Annotated in this window: 17 protein-coding genes; 8 read left to right on the top strand and 9 right to left on the bottom strand. The window is 71.8% G+C overall.

Annotation, left to right across the window (positions count from 1 at the left end; genetic code table 11):
• Positions 1-8 precede the first annotated feature (8 nt).
• The 4 genes from BM223_RS18430 to BM223_RS18445 all read right to left on the bottom strand — a co-directional run bounded on the left by BM223_RS18430 (position 9) and on the right by BM223_RS18445 (position 4,255).
• Positions 9-866, bottom strand: coding sequence for an ABC transporter permease (locus tag BM223_RS18430; RefSeq protein ID WP_200887043.1), 858 nt, complete (start codon positions 864-866; stop codon positions 9-11).
• Between the two features lie 13 nt (positions 867-879).
• Complete coding sequence (locus tag BM223_RS18435) at positions 880-1,686, bottom strand: ABC transporter ATP-binding protein (protein WP_052138067.1); 807 nt, start codon at positions 1,684-1,686, stop codon at positions 880-882.
• Positions 1,683-2,753, bottom strand: coding sequence for an ABC transporter substrate-binding protein (locus tag BM223_RS18440; RefSeq protein ID WP_200887044.1), 1,071 nt, complete (start codon positions 2,751-2,753; stop codon positions 1,683-1,685). Before BM223_RS18440 ends, BM223_RS18435 begins: the two co-directional genes overlap by 4 nt.
• 530 nt (positions 2,754-3,283) lie before the next feature.
• Positions 3,284-4,255, bottom strand: coding sequence for a DMT family transporter (locus BM223_RS18445; protein WP_200887045.1), 972 nt, complete (start codon positions 4,253-4,255; stop codon positions 3,284-3,286).
• 110 nt (positions 4,256-4,365) lie between these two features.
• Here BM223_RS18445 and BM223_RS18450 point away from each other — a divergent pair, with 110 nt between their 5' ends.
• The gene (locus BM223_RS18450) at positions 4,366-4,842 is read left to right on the top strand and encodes an Lrp/AsnC family transcriptional regulator (RefSeq protein ID WP_141267426.1); all 477 of its coding nucleotides are present in this window, start codon (positions 4,366-4,368) and stop codon (positions 4,840-4,842) included.
• 7 nt (positions 4,843-4,849) lie between these two features.
• Here BM223_RS18450 and BM223_RS18455 read toward each other — a convergent pair whose 3' ends face one another.
• From BM223_RS18455 to BM223_RS18470, 4 genes are read right to left on the bottom strand one after another with little or no spacing between them, the layout of a single operon-like run.
• Positions 4,850-5,281 carry a DUF2510 domain-containing protein gene (locus tag BM223_RS18455; protein ID WP_082003473.1) on the bottom strand — a complete coding sequence of 144 codons (432 nt, stop codon included), beginning with the start codon at positions 5,279-5,281 and terminating at the stop codon, positions 4,850-4,852.
• 47 nt (positions 5,282-5,328) lie between these two features.
• Complete coding sequence (locus BM223_RS18460) at positions 5,329-5,997, bottom strand: lysophospholipid acyltransferase family protein (protein WP_038675812.1); 669 nt, start codon at positions 5,995-5,997, stop codon at positions 5,329-5,331.
• Between the two features lie 35 nt (positions 5,998-6,032).
• Positions 6,033-6,803: an SDR family oxidoreductase gene (locus BM223_RS18465; RefSeq protein WP_038675813.1), complete on the bottom strand. Its 771-nt coding sequence runs from the start codon at positions 6,801-6,803 to the stop codon at positions 6,033-6,035.
• The gene (locus BM223_RS18470; protein ID WP_038675815.1) at positions 6,800-7,366 is read right to left on the bottom strand and encodes a nuclear transport factor 2 family protein; all 567 of its coding nucleotides are present in this window, start codon (positions 7,364-7,366) and stop codon (positions 6,800-6,802) included. Before BM223_RS18470 ends, BM223_RS18465 begins: the two co-directional genes overlap by 4 nt.
• Before the next feature lie 87 nt (positions 7,367-7,453).
• On the opposite strand from BM223_RS18470, the gene BM223_RS18475 reads away from it, so the two are divergent.
• From BM223_RS18475 to BM223_RS18490, 4 genes are read left to right on the top strand one after another with little or no spacing between them, the layout of a single operon-like run.
• A complete protein-coding gene (locus BM223_RS18475; protein WP_038675817.1) occupies positions 7,454-8,416 on the top strand; it encodes an SDR family oxidoreductase in 963 nt (320 codons plus the stop codon).
• A 2-nt stretch (positions 8,417-8,418) separates the two neighbouring features.
• Entirely contained in the window at positions 8,419-9,975 is a 1,557-nt protein-coding gene (locus BM223_RS18480; protein ID WP_038675819.1) for a long-chain-fatty-acid--CoA ligase, read from the top strand.
• Positions 9,972-10,676, top strand: a complete 705-nt coding sequence (locus BM223_RS18485) for a VOC family protein (RefSeq protein WP_038675820.1) — start codon at positions 9,972-9,974, stop codon at positions 10,674-10,676. Before BM223_RS18480 ends, BM223_RS18485 begins: the two co-directional genes overlap by 4 nt.
• Before the next feature lie 2 nt (positions 10,677-10,678).
• Positions 10,679-11,068, top strand: a complete 390-nt coding sequence (locus tag BM223_RS18490) for a hotdog family protein (RefSeq protein ID WP_038675822.1) — start codon at positions 10,679-10,681, stop codon at positions 11,066-11,068.
• On the opposite strand, the gene BM223_RS18495 is transcribed toward BM223_RS18490, so the two are convergent.
• A complete protein-coding gene (locus BM223_RS18495) occupies positions 11,065-12,051 on the bottom strand; it encodes a winged helix-turn-helix transcriptional regulator (RefSeq protein WP_075018673.1) in 987 nt (328 codons plus the stop codon). The genes BM223_RS18490 and BM223_RS18495 overlap by 4 nt on opposite strands.
• Positions 12,052-12,553: 502 nt before the next feature.
• On the opposite strand from BM223_RS18495, the gene BM223_RS18500 reads away from it, so the two are divergent.
• The 3 genes from BM223_RS18500 to BM223_RS18510 are packed head-to-tail and all read left to right on the top strand — an operon-like array spanning position 12,554 to position 16,514.
• Positions 12,554-14,281, top strand: a complete 1,728-nt coding sequence (locus tag BM223_RS18500) for a class I adenylate-forming enzyme family protein (RefSeq protein WP_235319084.1) — start codon at positions 12,554-12,556, stop codon at positions 14,279-14,281.
• Positions 14,278-15,465, top strand: a complete 1,188-nt coding sequence (locus BM223_RS18505; protein ID WP_038675824.1) for a thiolase family protein — start codon at positions 14,278-14,280, stop codon at positions 15,463-15,465. The genes BM223_RS18500 and BM223_RS18505 overlap by 4 nt, the downstream gene beginning before the upstream one ends.
• Positions 15,462-16,514: an NAD(P)H-dependent amine dehydrogenase family protein gene (locus tag BM223_RS18510; protein WP_038675825.1), complete on the top strand. Its 1,053-nt coding sequence runs from the start codon at positions 15,462-15,464 to the stop codon at positions 16,512-16,514. The genes BM223_RS18505 and BM223_RS18510 overlap by 4 nt, the downstream gene beginning before the upstream one ends.

Below are 16,514 nucleotides of genomic sequence, written 5' to 3' on the forward strand. Positions count from 1 at the left end.
CTCCGGCACTACTTGGGGGCGCGGCCGTGGTTGTCCCACCACAGGATCCGACGGCGCAGCAGCGTCAACGCGGCGACGAAGAGCAGGCCGAGCACGCAGAACATCGAGATCCCGGCCCAGGTCACTTCGAGGTTCGCCTGGGATGCGGCGATGGAGACCATGGCTCCCAGTCCGGCCGCCTCTCCAGCAGCCACGAACTCGGCGACCGCGGCCCCGATGATGGCGAAGGGGATGGCGATCCTCAGCCCGGCGAAGAAGTAGGGCATGCTCCCCGGGAACCGCAGCCTCCAGAAGATCTCCCACCTGCTCGCGTCGACCACCCGGAGCACGTCCAGCGTGCCCGGGTCCACGGCCCTGAGCCCGGCCAGCGAGTTGATCAGGATCGGGAAGATCGCCACGATGATGGTGACGATGTACTTGGGCAGCATCCCGAATCCGAAGGCCACCACCAGCGCCGGAGCGATCGCGATGACCGGGGTCACCATGATGACCATCACCACCGGCATGAGAGCGCGTTCCAGGATCTTGAACTCGCACATCAGAACGGCCAGGAGATAACCCAGGACGATGGCCGCGCCGCCTCCCACGGCCACCTCTTTCAGGGTGACCAGGAGGTTGTTCCAGTAGGCGCTCGGGTCGTTGGTGATGCTCTCGGCGATATTTCCCAGGGGCGGGATGACGAAGGGGTTCGAGTGGGCCACGTACTCCCAGGCGATCCCCAGCGCCACGAAGGTGACCAGGGGTGGAACCCACAGTCCGAAACGCCAGCGCGCCCAGGCAGAGACCTTGGGAACCGCACTCTTCACGGGCTTTCCGGCGGCCTTCTCGGCACGTGGTCGACGCGTCTGCTCCAGCTCCATGGTCATGCTGGATGCCTTCTCAGTCCTGGGCATTCTTCATCACCCTCCTCAGCCCCTCGCGGATTCGGATCTCGTACTCACGGAACTGCGGACTCAGGAACACCGATTCGTCCCGGGGCCGGGGCAGGTCGATCTCGGTGATCTCGGCGATGCGTCCCGGTCGAGCCGCCATCAGCACCACGCGGTCCGAGAGGAGGATCGCCTCGGGTACCGAGTGCGTGATGAACATGACCGAGCGCCGGTTGGACTGCCAGAAGTCCAGGAGCCCGAGTCGTTGCTGGTCTCGCGTGATCTCGTCCAGGGCCGAGAACGGCTCGTCCATGAGCAGGACGGGCGGGTCGAACACGAAGGCGCGGGCGATCGCGACGCGCTGCTGCATGCCGCCGGACAGCTGCCGCGGGTACTTGCGCAGGTCCTTGCCCAGGCCGAAGGAGGTGAGCAGCTCGTCGACGTCCAGCAGGTTGCGGCCCGCGTTGGCAGCGGTGTTCACCTGCGTGGGCAGCAGGACGTTGTCGCGCACCGAGCGCCAGGGCAGCAGGGCCGGGGTCTGCGGCACCAGTCCCATCGCCTTGTGGCGGATCGCCTGGGGAACTGCCTCGCCGTTGATCGCGACCGAGCCCTCGTCGGCATCCAGGAGGCCGGCGATGATGCGCAGCAGCGTGGACTTCCCGCAGCCGCTGGGGCCGATCACCGAGACGAACTCGCCCGGGGCGATGCGCAGGTCGACGTCATCGAGAACCGTGACCGGTTGGCCCCGGACGCCGAACCTCTTGGTGACTCCTCGGGCCAGGACCTCGGCACCTGTGGTGGTCAGCGCCGCGTTCATTCGCCGGGCCAGATCAGCACGTCGTCGGCGTCGTACAAGTCCGTGACCAGGTCGAAGTCGACCACGGTGTCGAGGTCCGGGATGTCCTTCACGTCGCTGAACTCCCGGGTCAGCGCAGCGGCTGCCTCCCACTCGTCGCGGGTGTGGGCGCCCAGCGGCTTGACCGTGCTGTCCCGGATCCACTGCGACTCCACGGCCCAGGTTCGCCTCTGCTGGTCCAGCGGGAAGGAGTCGCCCTGGTTGTCCTCGCCGGCCAGCTCGGTCACGTGCTCCACGCACGTGTCCTCGTTGTCCAGGCAGTACTGGAGCGCCTTCAAGGTGGCCCGCATGAAGTCGGCGGCGGTGTCCCGGTGCTCCTTCAGGAAGGTCGAGTTCACCTCCATCACGCTGTAGGTGCTCTCGACGCCTGCGTCGGCCGGCAGGAACTCGCTGAACTCGATGCCCTGGTCCTTGAGGCTGGCGCACTGGCTCGACGCGTAGGCGATCTCGGCGTCGATCGTGCCGCGGGTGACGATGGTCGGGTCGTAGTTGGTGATCTTGGTGAACTTCACCTTGTCCAGGTCGACGCCGGCCTTGGCGAGCTGGGCCCGGGCGACCGGGGCGACCTGGGTGAAGTAGCCGAGCCGCTTGCCCTCCAGGTCCTTGAGGGTCTTGATGTCCTTATTGGCCAGGATGCAGTGGGGGTCGGTGGTGCCGTAGGTCGCCACGGCGGTGATGTTGTCGGCGTTCGCCACGGTGTCCAGGACGCTGGGCGCCGAACCCACGGAGGTGAACTGGGCCTTGTTGGCGTTGACCAGCTGCTGGCCCGACGCACCGGCGGTGTTCATCTCGACGTCGAGGCACAGGGCGTCGTAGTAGCCCAGGTCCCGCGCCATGAAGACGTCCATGATCGAGCCGCTGGCGGCGTAGCTGTAGGACGAGATGTAGGTGATCTTCCCGGCATCCTTGTTCCGCTGGCATGCCGCGTCGTCGGGGGCGTAGCCCGCGATGTCGGCCACGCCCTCCACCGGCTGGCGGGCCGACTTGTCGCCGGCGTCGGAGTCCGAACCACACGCGCTGATGGTCAATCCGAGAACAACGGTCAATCCGCTGAGCACAAACTTCGAAAAGGGCTTCATCGTTCCTCACTTGTAGGCAGCGATCGGATTTCTTGGGTCGCCAAAAGAGGCTCGCGCCCCGGAATCAGGGCGACACGAATCGACGTCGCGGGAACGACGTCGAATCAGAGAGGGGGTGTCGCGCTCTCACCAACGGCCGACGAGGGCCCGCCGCTGAGTGGCGGGTGCGACCCAGGGGAGATGAGTCGCAGCAGATGGTGAGGTATTCGGATCGACTCCTTTCTGACGTAGCGTCCGTCACGCGCGATTCATGGCGTGCATCGAACGGGTGGATACGTCAGCAGAAGGTCGGCCATCGGGGCACTCGGCATCACCGTGACCGTCGATCTACATCTCGACCGCTTGCAGAACCTCATTCACGTCAAGCGATACGCCATGTTGACATGTGAGATATCTCCTGTCAACGATTTCCGTTGCCCCTGGCGGTCGCTCGAAATGCGACCCTTTCGCCCGCGGCGGACCGTCGCACTCGGCGGGAGCTAGGGCCGGGCCTCGGCGGCGTGCACCAGGGCCACGGGAGCGGGTAGTGGGCCGCGCGCGGCCGGCCAGGCCGCTCGGGTGGTCCGCGGTACCGGTGGCGTCCGGTTGAAGACGTGGACGCCCGCCACCACCAGTGCCAGTGCGACGACCATGCCGCCGCCGAGGGTCTCGCCGAACAGCGGGACGGCCGCGAGCGCGGTGAGGACCGGGCTGAGCGCGCCGCCGACCGCGGCGACGCTGCTGCCGAGGACGCGGACGGCGTGGACGTAGCAGAGCGTGGAGAGCAGCCCGGTCCCGACGCCCTGCAGGACGACGAACCCCAGCACGTCGCCCACCCGGACCTCGCCCGGCGAGGTCAGCAGGTGCGCGGGCACCGCGCCGGTGAGCGCGAGCGCGAGGCCGCCGAGCGCCGAGATCGCGCAGACCGTGACGACGACCTCGAGAGGCGCCAGCCCGGTCCGCTGCAGGCCCAGCGTGTAGAACGCCCAGATGCCGCCGGCGGAGACCAGCAGCACGATGCCGGTCGCGCCGCCGTCGGTGCCGACCAGGGTCGCGCTGGCGAGGATGCCCGCGACGATCGCCCCCAGGGCGAGGAGGCCGCGGGCGGGGACCCGCTGGCGGCGGACGAGCAGGAGGGTCACGAAGAGCGGCACGGTGCCGGGGACGAGGAGGCCGGTCAGGCCGGCGTTGGTCAGGCCGGCGCCGAGGGCCATGACGAGGTAGTGCGGCAGGCCGCCGGCGAGCAGGAGCAGCAGGGTCGTCGTCCGCTCGCGGGCGAGGGCGCGGACGGTGCGCGGCACCAACGGCGCCAGGACGACGAGCGGCACCAGGAAGCGGATCAGTGCCGCGTCGGTGTCGGTGAGGCTCGACGTTCCGATCGCGCGCGAGGAGAGCGCGAACGACGACCACAGCACCACCGTCATCGCCAGCGCGGCGTACCCCGTCGTCCTCGCACCGCTCTCGCGCACCACGTTGCTCGCCCTCTCGTCGATCCGACCTGCGAGCAACGATAGGGAAATCGGCGAGGCTTACGATTGCCAATCGTGCCCCGATTCCGGCGATCTGTAGCAGAATCTGCCACGTGACCACCCTGGACGACATCGACCGCCACATCCTCCTGGAGCTCCAGCTCGACGGACGCCTCAGCAACCAGGAGCTCGCCGACCGGGTCGGCCTCTCGCCGTCCCCGTGCCTGCGCCGGGTCCGGGCGCTCGAGCAGGCGGGCGTCATCACCGGCTACCGCGCCGTGGTCTCCCCCGAGGCGGTCGGCCTCAGCATCACCGCGTTCGTCCGGCTCACCCTGTCGCTGCACGGCGCCGACGTCGTCGACGCGGTCGAGGAGCAGCTGCGCGGGGTCCCCCAGATCGTCGAGGCCTACCTCCTCGCCGGCGACCAGGACTACCTGGTCAAGGTCGTCGTCCCGTCGTTCGCGGCGTACGAGGACTTCGTCCGGGAGCGGCTGCGTGGCATCCCGTCGCTCGCCTCGATCGAGACCACCTTCGCCTTCGGGACGACGAAGCCGGTCTCGCCGCTGCCGGTGGACTATCCGGTCGGCTGAGCGGCGGCTACGGCTGGTTGAGGATGTTGCCGATCTCCTGGCGTCGCTCGTCGAGCTGCTGCTCGACCGAGAATCCGGTGATGATCGCCCCGATTGCGATGAGGACGCAGATGGCCCGTGCCCACCCGGGGATCGTCTTGACCACCCAGGTGACGAAGGACGCCGCGACGCAGAGCGCTACACCCGTCCACACGATCCCGCTGCCCGACATGACCGACACCGATTGCTGGCTCAGGATGCCGCCGCCGACGGAGGCGGCGACGACGAGGGCGGTGATGACCTGTTTCGAGGAGCCCGCGTCCATGGCGTGCGGCGGGAGGGAGGTGAGGGGTGCGACGTTGTCGGTCCACCTCTCGCCGTCCCAATAGCGCTGGGTGCTGGTCATCTCGGGATCCGGGTACCAGCCGGGCGGCACGACGCGCGGCGCCTGTTCATCCATGGCAGCAGGCTAGGGGCGTGTCGGAGGCCCCGCAGGAGATCGGCGGCTCAGGCCTCGACGGGCCGGTCGTTGTAGACGCCCGCCTCGTCCTGCCCGGTGAGCGCCTGGATCGCGGCCATGATCTCGTCGGTCGCCTCGCGCCGCGCCCGTCCCGGCGCGACCCCCTCGAACCGCCCGGTGAAGTCGAGCGGCGCGCCGAACCGCACCGTCACCTTGGCCAGGCGCGGCCAGCGGGCGTCGACGGGCTGCAGCTCGTCGGTCCCGATCAGGCCCACCGGGACGACGGGCACGCCGGCGGTGAGCGCGAGCTGCGCGACGCCGGTGCGCCCGCGGTAGAGACGCCCGTCCCGCGAGCGGGTGCCCTCGGGGTAGATGCCGAAGGCGTCCCCGCGGCCGAGGACGTCGAGGGCGACGTCGAGCGAGTTGAGCGCGGCGCGGGTGTCGCTGCGGTCGACCGGCACCATGCCGAGTCCCTCGAACCACGCCTTGCTGAGCCGGCCCCGGATCCCGGACCCGGTGAAGTACTCGGCCTTGGCCAGAAAGACGACCTTGCGCGGCGCCACGATCGGGATCACCACGCTGTCGGCGAAGCTCAGGTGGTTGCTCGCGAGCAGCACCGCGCCGGAGGCCGGCACGTTCTCGATGCCCTCGACGCGCGGCCGCCAGGCCGCACGAGCGAGCGGCGGGACGACGGAGTGGAGGACCTCGTAGAGCACGGGGTCAGCCTAGGGCCGGTGCTCCCGGCGCCGGCTCACGCCTTCGTCGACAGCGACGCCGCGTGCAGCAGCTTCCCCAGCCCCCGCTCGTACCGCACCGGGTCGAGCGCCAGCCGCGCCCGCGACTCGACGGCCATCCGGTCGGTGTCGCACGTCCACTCGCCCCGTGCCATCGCGCGCAGGCCGACGGACGCGATGTCGCGCGGCTGCTCCTTGGTGCCGTCGACGTGGGCGGCCATCCGGGTGTCGACCGAGCCGACGATGAGGGAGGTGACGGTGATGCCGTGGGGCTCGAGCTCGGCGCGGGCGATGCCGCCGAGGGAGAGGGCGGCGGCCTTGGAGGGGGAGTAGCCGCCCATGAAGGGGGTGGGGGCGATCGCGGCGACCGAGAGGACGTTGACGATCGAGCCGCCGCCCTGGGCCGCGAGGACGGGGGCGAAGGCGCGGGTGAGGGCGAGGGGGGCGAAGTAGTTGACCTCCATCTCGCGGCGGGCGACCGCGGCGTCGTCGGTCTCGACGAGGCGGTGGTTGCCGAAGTAGCCGGCGTTGTTGACGAGGACGTTCACGTCGGTGCACGCGGCGGCGGCCGCGGCGATGTCGTCGGCCGACGTCACCTCCAGCCGGACGACGCGCGCGCCGGTGGCGGCCAGCTCGGGGGTGATGTCGTCCGGGTCGCGGACGCCGGCGTAGACGGTGGCGGCACCGCGGGCGAGGGCCTCCTCGACGAAGGCGAGGCCGATGCCGCGGTTGGCGCCGGTGACGAGGATGCGGGCGCCCTCGACGCGGGCCCCCTTCAGGGTGCTCATGCGTGGGCCTCCGGGGCGAGCGAGTCGGCGTACAGGACGTCGTCGGGGTGCTTGGCGCTGCGACGCAGCGGGCTGTCGGGGCCGGCGATCAGGCCGAACGCCCAGCCCTCGGTGCGGTCCATGTCGTGGTTCCACTCCCAGCGCAGGACGCGGTGCCGGATGCCCCAGCGGCCGTCCTCGCGGGCGAACTCGTCGACGATCCGGGCGGCGGTGAGGGTGTCGCCGACACCCCCGTCGGGACGGCGCACCCGGGCGAAGGCGAGGACGTACGACTCGACCCGCGCGGTGTCGGCGTCCTCGGGGGGCAGCTCGACGAGCACGTTGGTCGTGAAGTGGGTGGTGACCGCGCGGGGGTGGGTGAGGGCGTCCGCGACGGAGGCGAGGTAGTCGGTCGCCGGGCCGACGAAGAGGCCGCCGTGGTCCTCGGTGGCGCCGGGCAGGTAGCAGCCGGCGACGGTCGCCAGGTCGCCGCGGTCGATGCCCCGCATGTAGCGGACGACGACCTCCTGGATCTCCTGCTTGTCGAGCAGGACCGCCAGTCGGGTGGGTTCGGAAGGGCTCATCGGGGACCTCTCGGGGATCGTTGACCACTAACTCTGTTTGCGATAGTAATGGCTGTCACAGCGCCGCGCGAGACGGATGGAGCACCGATGGACAACCTGCAGCTCGACGCCGAGGTGGCGGCCGACGACACGACCGGCTTCAGCCGGCTCGGCTACGAGAAGCGCCGGCCCACGTGGGACGACACCGACATGGCGCACGTCGCCGGCAAGACGGTCGTCGTCACCGGGTCCACCGCCGGGCTGGGCCGCGCGGCGGCCGAGGAGCTGGCCCGGCTCGGTGCGCACGTCGTGGTGATGGGCCGTGATCGGGCGCGGACCGAGGCCGCGGCGCGGGAGATCCAGGAGGCCGGCGGCAACGGCGCCGTCGAGGCCGTCACCTGCGACCTCGCGTCGCTCGCCTCGGTCCGGGCCACCGCGGCCGAGCTGCTGGAGCGGTTCCCGCGCATCGACGTCCTCGTCAACAACGCCGGCGGCATGCAGGACGAGCGGCTCCTGTCGGTCGACGGCGTCGAGCTGACCTGGGCGACCAACATGGTCGGGCCCTACCTGCTGACCGAGCTGCTCCTCGACCGGATCGTCGCCTCCGCGCCGTCCCGGATCATCGAGATGACGTCGGGCGGCGCGTACAGCCAGCGCATCGACCTCGGCGACCTGACCGGTGCGAACGAGGTCTTCGACCCCAAGGCCGTCTACTCGCGCACCAAGCGCGCGCAGATCATCGTGACCGAGGAGCGCGCCGCGCAGCTCGCCGACGCCGGCGTGGTCTGCCACGTCACCCACCCCGGCTGGGCGTCCACGCCCGGCCTGCTCGAGAGCGCCTCGATGGACAGCTTCGTGCGCCGCTTCGGCGACGTGCTGCGGACCGCGGCCCAGGGCGCGGACACCGCCGTCTGGCTGGCCTCCGCCGACGAGCCGGCCCGCAGCTCGGGGCAGTTCTGGCACGACCGGCGTCCTCGCGAGACCCACCGCACCGAGGCCACCCGGGAGACGCCCGAGGAGCGCAGCGCCCTCATCGCGACCCTGCGCCGCGTCACCGGCCTGGACCGCTGAGCATGGACTCCGTCGCGGACATGGTCCGCCGCGCGGCCGCCGCCCACCCCGGCGATCCCGCTATCGTCGGCGAGGGCCGGCCGGTGACCTTCGGCGAGCTCGACACCCGGTCCAGCCGGGTCGCGGCGGGCCTCGTCGCGCTCGGTCTCGTCGAGGGCGACCGCGTCGCCTACCTCGCGCGCAACGCCACCGAGTACTGGGAGCTCTTCTTCGGCGCGGCCAAGGCCGGCGTCGCGCTCGTCCCGCTCAACTTCCGGCTCTCCGCGAGCGAGATCGAGTGGATCCTCGGGGACGCCGACCCGGCAGTCGTCGTCGCCGAGGAGCACCTCGCCGACCTCGTCCCCCCGGCGTACGACGGGCACCGTCTCGTCTTCGCCCAGGGCGACGCGACGCCGACGGCCCGCCCCGGCTGGCAGGCGTTCGAGGACTGGCTCGGCACCCACCCGGCGACCGACCCGCACCGCGAGGTGACCGGCGACGGCCTGCTCACCCTCATCTACTCGTCGGGCACGACCGGGCGGCCCAAGGGCGTCATGACCACGGTCGCGAGCATGCTGTGGGCGGTCGAGGCGTTCAGCGCGCAGTTCGACGCCGGCCGCGACGCCGTCAGCCTGGTGCCGACGCCGTACTACCACGTGGCGGCGGGCGGCTGGTCGCTCCTCGCGCTCAACGCCGGCGGCCGGATCGTGCAGTTCACCGAGGTGACGCCGCAGAACATCCTCGGCCAGCTGGTGGGCCACCGCGCGACCCACGTGATCATGGTGCCGACGCTGATGCAGCTCTTCATCAGCAGCCCCGAGGCCTCGGCCGCCGACTACTCCAGCGTCCGCTGCGTCGTGTACGGCGGCTCGCCGATCTCGGAGACCGTCATGGTGGGCGCGCAGGAGATGTTCGGTGCGGACCTGGCGCAGAGCTACGGGCTCACCGAGACGATCGGCGTCACCACGGTGCTGGCGCCGGCCGACCACGTCGTCGGCCCGGACAGCAAGCTGCGCTCGGCCGGGCGCGCGGTGCCCGGCATCGAGCTGCGGATCGTCGACCCCGACACGGGTGCGGACCTCCCGGCCGGCGCGGTCGGCGAGATCTGCGCGCGCGGGCCGTCGGTGACGGCGGGCTACTGGCGGCGTCCCGACGAGACGGCCGCGGCGTTCTGGCCCGGCGGCTGGTTCCGCACCGGAGACGCCGGCTACCGGGACGAGGACGGCTACGTCTTCATCATGGACCGGATCAAGGACCTCCTCATGTCCGGCGGCGAGAACATCTACCCGGCCGAGGTGGAGAACGCGATCATGGCGCACCCCGCCGTCCAGGAGGTCGCGGTGATCGGCGTCCCCTCGGAGAAGTGGGGCGAGACGCCGCTCGCGGTCGTCGTCCCCCGGGCCGGGGCGACGATCGACGGCGCCGAGCTGATCGCGTTCACCCGCGAGCGGCTCGCCCACTACAAGTGCCCGACCGCGGTCGAGGTCGTCGCCGCACTGCCCCGCAACCCGTCGGGGAAGGTGCTCAAGAGAGAGCTGCGGGCCCCCTGGTGGGCCGGCCACGAGAGGAGTGTCGGATGACGCACTGGTCGATCCTGCGCCAGGTGGTGCTGGGTGTGGAGGACGTCGAGGTGGCGGCCAAGGAGGTCCGCGAGGAGCTCGGTCTGGGGGCGGGCTTCGAGGACCCGATGCTCGCCGACATCGGACTGGCCGACCACACCATCCGGGTCGGCCCGGTCGCCCACCTCGAGCTCGTCGCGCCGCTGCACGCGGACGTGTCGATCGCGCAGTGGCTGGCCAAGGGCGGCGGTCCGGGCGGCTACTGCCTCTCGATCCAGGTCTCCGACGTCGACGAGCGCGCGGCGGCGGCCGAGCGCCTCGGCATCCGCCTGGTCGCGGACCTTCCGGTCGACGGGCACCGCGTCGTCCAGCTGCACCCGGCGGACATGGGCCTGCTCGTCGAGCTCGACGGCATCGCCGACCCGGACGTGTGGTTCTGGGACGCCATCGAGGTGCCCGAGCCCGCGGCGCCGCAGGTGGTCGACGTCCTCGCGGTGGAGATGTCATCGCCGGACCCGCAGGCCCAGGCCGAGCGGTGGAGCGCAGTGTTCGACGTCCCCCTCGAGGAGGTGGACGGGACGCCGCAGCTGCGCCTCGGCGAGCGCGTCGTGCGCTTCGTCGCGGGCGAGCGCAAGACGTTCACGGCGGTCGACCTGGCCGCGGCGCCCGGCGTCGCGCCGCGGACCGTCCAGCTGAGCGGGGTCGAGGTGCGGGTCCGCTGAGCGTGCGGGTCTTCACCCGGGTCGAGGAGCTCGCCGGCGCGGTCGGCGAGCACCTCGGCCACTCGGACTGGGTGGTCGTCGACCGCGCGCGCCTCGACGGGTTCGCCGCCGCCACCGGGACGACGGACTACCTCGCGCTGACCCTGGTGCCGCTGCTGAGCGCGCAGGTGCACGACTTCCGCGGCTTCTCGATGGGCGTCAACTACGGCTGCGACCGGGTCCGCTTCCCGGCGCCGTTGTCGCCCGGCGCGCGGGTCCGGGCCGGCGTCGAGGTGACGGCGGTCGAGGCGTTCGGCGCCGGCGTCCAGGTGCGCACGACGGTGACGATCGAGCGCGAGCACGCGGACCAGCCGGTGTGTGTGGCCGAGACGATCGCCTACCTGGTGCCCTAGCTCTCGGGGGTCGTCCCCGCGGCGCTCGGCACGGAGCCGAGCTCGATCTGCGCGCCGGTGAGCGTCTCGCCGCACTGGTCGCACACGAGGACGCCGTGGAAGGCGCTCCCGCACGCGGGATGCTTGATCTCGATGGCCGGTCCGTCCGGCGAGCCCACCCAGCGCTCGGACCACTCGATCGTCGTCGCGATCACGGGGAAGACCGCCAGGCCCTTCTCGGTGAGCCGGTACTCGGCCCAGTCGGGCCGCGTCGCCGTCCGCACCTGCTCGAGGATGCCCCGCTCGCACAGCGCGCTCAGCCGGTCGGCCAGCAGCCCCGGCGGGACGCCGAGCAGCGTCTGGAAGTCGGTGAACCGGTGCACCCGCAGGAAGGCCGCGCCGACCAGCGCCGACGACCACCGGTTGCCGAAGACCGCCATCGTGTCGGGGTAGAAGCTGTGGTCGACCGCCGTCCCCCGCGAGCCGGACCGGCGTCGCGTCGTCGTCTCGGGCACCGACTCACGCCATCCCCCCGTCGGCCCCCACGCGGCCCGCAGGTCGCGCGCCGTGACCGGCTGCCGGCAGTGCCCGCAGGTGAGGACGGGCGCGAAGTCCTTGCCGCACGCCCGGTGGTGCATCGGCGGCGTCTCGTACGAGTGGTGCGACACCCACGCCAGCTCCCACCCCCAGATCGACGTCAGGATCGGCCACGTCGAGCGCCCCCGCTCGGTCAGCACGTACTCCGAGCGCGGCGGGCGCTCGGAGTACATCCGCTTCTCGATCAGCCCCTCGCGGACCAGGGTGTCGAGCCGGTTGGTGAGCACGGCATGGGAGATCGGCAGCTGGGCGCGGAACTCGGAGTACTTGCTGCGCCCCAGCAGCGCCAGGCGCAGCAGGAACAGCGACCACTCGTCGCCGAGCAGACCGAAGCCACGGGAGAGCGAGTTCGAGCCGGGCCGGTGAGGGGGGACCGAGTGGTCCGCGGTCGGGTCGGCGGCGGGCACCGGAGCAGGATACGACCCGGGGGGTCGGGCGTCCTGGTGGGTCGGGGCGCGAAGTGGGTGGGTTGCGGGTGCGAGGTGGGTGGGTTGCGGGTGCGAGGTGCGACCTGGTGCTCGTGTTCGGTAGTGGGTGGGCCTGCCGGGTGAGCTGGGTTGCGGTGGCGGCCGCGCTTGGCCGGCCGTCTCCCGCCGTCAAGGCCCTCGCTTCGCTCGTCCGCTGCGCGGCGGGCTTCGCCCGGCCTTGACTGCGGGGCCCTGACGGCCGGCTTTGCGGCGCGGGTTGCCGGCACGGACTTCGTCCGCGCCGCCGCTACGCGGCCGCCACCTCGGCTTCGCCTTCGGCCTCTCGGTTGCCGGTTTCCCCGCTGCGACTACTCCCGGGAGCCGGAGGGGCAAGCGTCCGTTGAGTAACTCTGTTTGTTGCAGTAACCTGCCTCACACAGCGCAGCGCCCCGGCCCTCGGGTGAGCCGGCCCGCCCCGACCCGACCAAGGAGAACGAGCAACGTGAGCGTGACCGTCGTCAAGGGCCTCCATCCGCAGGAGCGGGTCGAGGAGTTCGTCTCCCGGGGCTGGTGGACCGACGAGACCGGGGACGGGCTGTTCCGGACCCGGGTCGCGGCCCACCCGGACCGCCTCGCGATCGTCGATCCGGCCAACCGGCAGGACCTGGTCGGCTCCGCGCCGCGTCGGCTCACCTGGCGCGACCTGGACGGCGAGGTCACCCACCTCGCAGCCCGCCTCCTCGAGCTCGGGGTGACGGCGGGCGACGTGGTCGGCGTCCAGCTGCCCAACACCGCCGAGCTGGCGGAGGTCTACCTCGCAGCATGGACGATCGGGGCGGCGGTGTCGCCGCTGGCGATGCAGTACCGCGAGCACGAGGTCGTCACCATGGCGAGCGCGGCGGGGATGAAGGTGCTCGTCACCGCCGAGCGCTTCGGCGACCGGGCGATGGCGGCCGAGGCCGTCGCCGCTCAGACGCGCATCCCGAGCCTCGCCGCCGTCCTCGCGTACGGCGCCGAGCTCACCGCCGCGAGCAGCGTCGAGGGCGCGGTGGTCGTCGTCCCCCAGGCCGCGTCCGACGCGGACCGCCGGGCGGTCGAGCAGCACCGCGACCAGCACCCCAGCGACCCCAACCGGCTCGCCACGATCTGCTGGACGTCGGGCACGGAGAGCGCGCCCAAGGGCGTGATGCGCGCGCACTACGACTGGATGCTCTTCTCGTGGTGCACGGTCGACGCGCCGCGCATCGTCGAGGACGACGTCATCCTCAACACCTTCCCGATCATCAACATGGCCGGCATCAACGGGATGCTGCTGCCCTGGCTGCGGACCGGCGCGACGATGGTCCAGCACCACCCGTTCGACATGACGACGTTCTTCGCGCAGATCGCGCAGGAGCGGGTCACCTACACGCTCGCGCCGCCCGCGCTGCTGTGGATGCTGCTCAACAACGAGGAGCTGCTCGCGAAGATCGACCTGTCGAGCGTCACCCGGATCGGCTCCGGCTCGGCGCCGCTGCAGCCGGCGATGGTGCACGGGTGGCAGGAGCGGCACGGGATCGGGATCATCAACTTCTTCGGCTCCAACGAGGGCATCTGCCTGCTGTCGAGCCTCGAGGACTTCCCCGACCCGGACGACCGCGCGCAGTACTTCCCGCGCTACGGCCACCACGGCACGTCCTGGACGGGCAATGCGGCCGAGTGGACGCGGATCAAGCTCGTCGACCAGTCCACCGGCGAGGAGGTCACCGAGCCCGGCCGGCCCGGTGAGCTGTTCATCGGCGGACCCCAGCTCTTCGCCGGGTACGTCGGCGGGGCGCGGCTCGCCGACCTCCTCGACGACGACGGCATGCTCCGCACCGGCGACATCTTCGAGATCGCCGGCGACGACGACCAGTTCCTCAAGTACGTCGACCGCTCCAAGGACATGGTCATCCGGGGTGGCATGAACATCGCCCCCGCCGAGCTCGAGGGTCTCGTCGCGCAGCACCCCGCGGTCGCCGAGGTCGCGATCATCGGCGACCCCGACGAGATGCTGGGGGAGCGGGTCGCGGCCGTCGTGGCGCTGCGGCCCGACGCGACGCTGACGCTGGACGAGCTGGTCGAGTTCCTGCGCGGCCACAAGATCGCCAGCTACAAGCTGCCCGAGCGGCTGGAGGTGCGCGACGCGCTGCCGCGCAACCCGGTCGGCAAGCTCCTCAAGCGCGAGCTGCGGCAGGAGGTCGCCCGATGACCGAGGCCTACGTCTACGACGCCGTCCGCACGCCCCGCGGCCGGGTCCGCAAGGACGGCGGCACGCTCGCCGGCGTCCCGGCGTACGAGCTGTTCGCGGGCCTGCTCACCGAGCTCGCCGACCGCGGCGTCCCGCCCGAGGCGGTCGACGACATCGTCGCCGGGGTCAGCACGATCCACGGCGAGCAGGCGGCCGACGTCCCGCGGATGGCGGTGATGAAGGCCGGCTGGCCCGACACCACGCCCGCCGGGATGGTCTCCCGGATGTGCACCTCCGGGCTCGACGCGCTCGCCACCGGTGCCGCGCAGGTGAAGGCCGGGATGGCCGAGCTGGTGGTCGCGGGCGGCGCCGAGTCGATGTCGCGGGTTCCGATGTTCAGCGACCGTCCGGCCTTCGCGCTGGACGAGGAGCTCGGCGAGCTCACCGGCTTCGTGACCATCGGCGTCTCCGCCGACCTGACCGCCGCCAAGCACGGCTTCTCGCGCACCGAGCTCGACGCCTGGGCGGTGCGCTCCCACGAGCGCGCGGCCGCGGCCGAGCCGGGCCGCCACGTCGTCCCCGTCCGGCAGGACGGCGTCGTCCTGCTCGACCGCGACGAGGGCGCCCGCGCCGGGACGACGCTCGAGGGCCTCGCGCAGATGTCCCCCCTGTTCGGCGACGACCCCCTGTGGGCGCGCGTGGAGCGCCGGTTCCCCGGATTCACCCGTCCGGCCGAGGGTCTGCACACCGTCGCCACCGCGCCGCAGCTGTGCGACGGCGCCTCGGCCGCGGTGATCGGCTCCGAGCGTGTGGCCGAGTACCTGGGCCGCCCGCCGGTCGGTCGGATCGTCAGCTGGGCCCACACCGCCGTCCGCTCGCCCGGTCTCGACGGCACCGTCGAGGCCGCGCGCCTGGCGCTGAAGCGCGCTGGGATCGCCGCGAGCGACGTCGACGTCGCCGAGCTCAACGAGTCGTTCTCGGTGACGCCGCTGCTGCTCGTGCGCGAGCTCGGCCTCGACCCGGAGCGGGTCAACATCGAGGGCGGCGCGGTCGCCGTCGGGCACCCGCTCGGCGCGAGCGGCGGCATCATCCTCGCCAACGCGCTCGACCTGCTCGCCCGGCGCGAGGGCCGCTACGGCCTGCTCGTCATCCCGGCGGCGCTCGGCGTCTCGATGGCCATGGTCGTGGAGAGGACCGCACGATGACCTACCGCGTGGTGCAGTGGGCGACCGGCGCGATGGGCAAGGCCGCGCTGCGCTCGATGATCGACCACCCGGGCGTCGACGTCGTCGGCGTCTACGTCTACGGCGCGGGCAAGGTCGGCCGGGACGCCGGCGAGCTCGCGAACCGCGCACCTACGGGGGTCCTGGCGACGAACGACGTCGACGAGATCCTCGCGCTGAAGGCGGACGTCGTCGTCCACGCGGGCCGGCTCGGCCCCTACGGCAGCCACGACGACGACCTGGTGCGGATCCTCGCGTCGGGCAGCAACGTGATCAGCATCAACGGCTACAGCCACCCCGAGCACTGGGGCGGCGAGCGGCTCGCGCGGCTGCAGAAGGCCTGCCAGGAGGGCGGTTCCTCGCTGATGGGCGCCGGCCTCAACCCGGGGTTCATCGCCGAGCAGGTCGCCACCGTCGCCACCAGCGTGTGCCTGTCGGTCGACCACATCGAGATCGTCGAGGCGGCCGACGCCTCGGAGGTCCGCAACCCGGCCTACCTGTTCGACGCCCTCGGCTTCGGCGCCGACCCGGCGTCCGTCGACCCGAACGACCTGTCCTGGGGCCCGGTCTCGTCCCTCAACGGGATGTACGAGGAGACGCTCTCCGCGGTCGCCCACCGGCTCGGCATGACCCTCGACCGGGTCGAGTCCGACCACGTCGTCCACGCGACGGCGCGCGACCTCGAGGTCCCCGCCGGCGTCATCCCGGCCGGGACGATCGGCCACACCAACTGGCGCTGGCACGCGATCGTGGACGGCGAGCGCCGGCTCACCATGTCGATCCACTGGTACGTCGACCGCAGCCACCTCGACGACGCCGAGCCGCCGCTGTGGCGGGTCGACGTGACCGGGCACCCCGGCGTCCGGATCGCGATCGACATGGTCAAGCACCCCGACGACCTCAGCCGGATGGGCGCCGAGCAGTACGGCCTCGCCGGCCAGGTGATCAACGGCCTGCCGTTCGTGGTCGCGGCCGAGCCAGGAGTCCTGACCCGGCCGCTCGCCACGCCCTTCCGTGCTGACTACGCCTAG

This window comes from Pimelobacter simplex, assembly GCF_900114845.1.
GTDB lineage: Bacteria > Actinomycetota > Actinomycetes > Propionibacteriales > Nocardioidaceae > Nocardioides > Nocardioides simplex.

What these genes read in the sequence shown, in the direction of transcription:
- BM223_RS18435 (WP_052138067.1), bottom strand. Translation starts at nt 1,686, where the DNA reads ATGAACGCGGCGCTGACCACCACAGGTGCCGAGGTCCTGGCCCGAGGA.
- BM223_RS18505 (WP_038675824.1), top strand. Translation starts at nt 14,278, where the DNA reads ATGACCGAGGCCTACGTCTACGACGCCGTCCGCACGCCCCGCGGCCGG.
- BM223_RS18485 (WP_038675820.1), top strand. Translation starts at nt 9,972, where the DNA reads ATGACGCACTGGTCGATCCTGCGCCAGGTGGTGCTGGGTGTGGAGGAC.
- BM223_RS18470 (WP_038675815.1), bottom strand. Translation starts at nt 7,366, where the DNA reads ATGAGCCCTTCCGAACCCACCCGACTGGCGGTCCTGCTCGACAAGCAG.
- BM223_RS18475 (WP_038675817.1), top strand. Translation starts at nt 7,454, where the DNA reads ATGGACAACCTGCAGCTCGACGCCGAGGTGGCGGCCGACGACACGACC.
- BM223_RS18455 (WP_082003473.1), bottom strand. Translation starts at nt 5,281, where the DNA reads ATGGATGAACAGGCGCCGCGCGTCGTGCCGCCCGGCTGGTACCCGGAT.
- BM223_RS18430 (WP_200887043.1), bottom strand. Translation starts at nt 866, where the DNA reads ATGACCATGGAGCTGGAGCAGACGCGTCGACCACGTGCCGAGAAGGCC.
- BM223_RS18480 (WP_038675819.1), top strand. Translation starts at nt 8,419, where the DNA reads ATGGACTCCGTCGCGGACATGGTCCGCCGCGCGGCCGCCGCCCACCCC.
- BM223_RS18510 (WP_038675825.1), top strand. Translation starts at nt 15,462, where the DNA reads ATGACCTACCGCGTGGTGCAGTGGGCGACCGGCGCGATGGGCAAGGCC.
- BM223_RS18465 (WP_038675813.1), bottom strand. Translation starts at nt 6,803, where the DNA reads ATGAGCACCCTGAAGGGGGCCCGCGTCGAGGGCGCCCGCATCCTCGTC.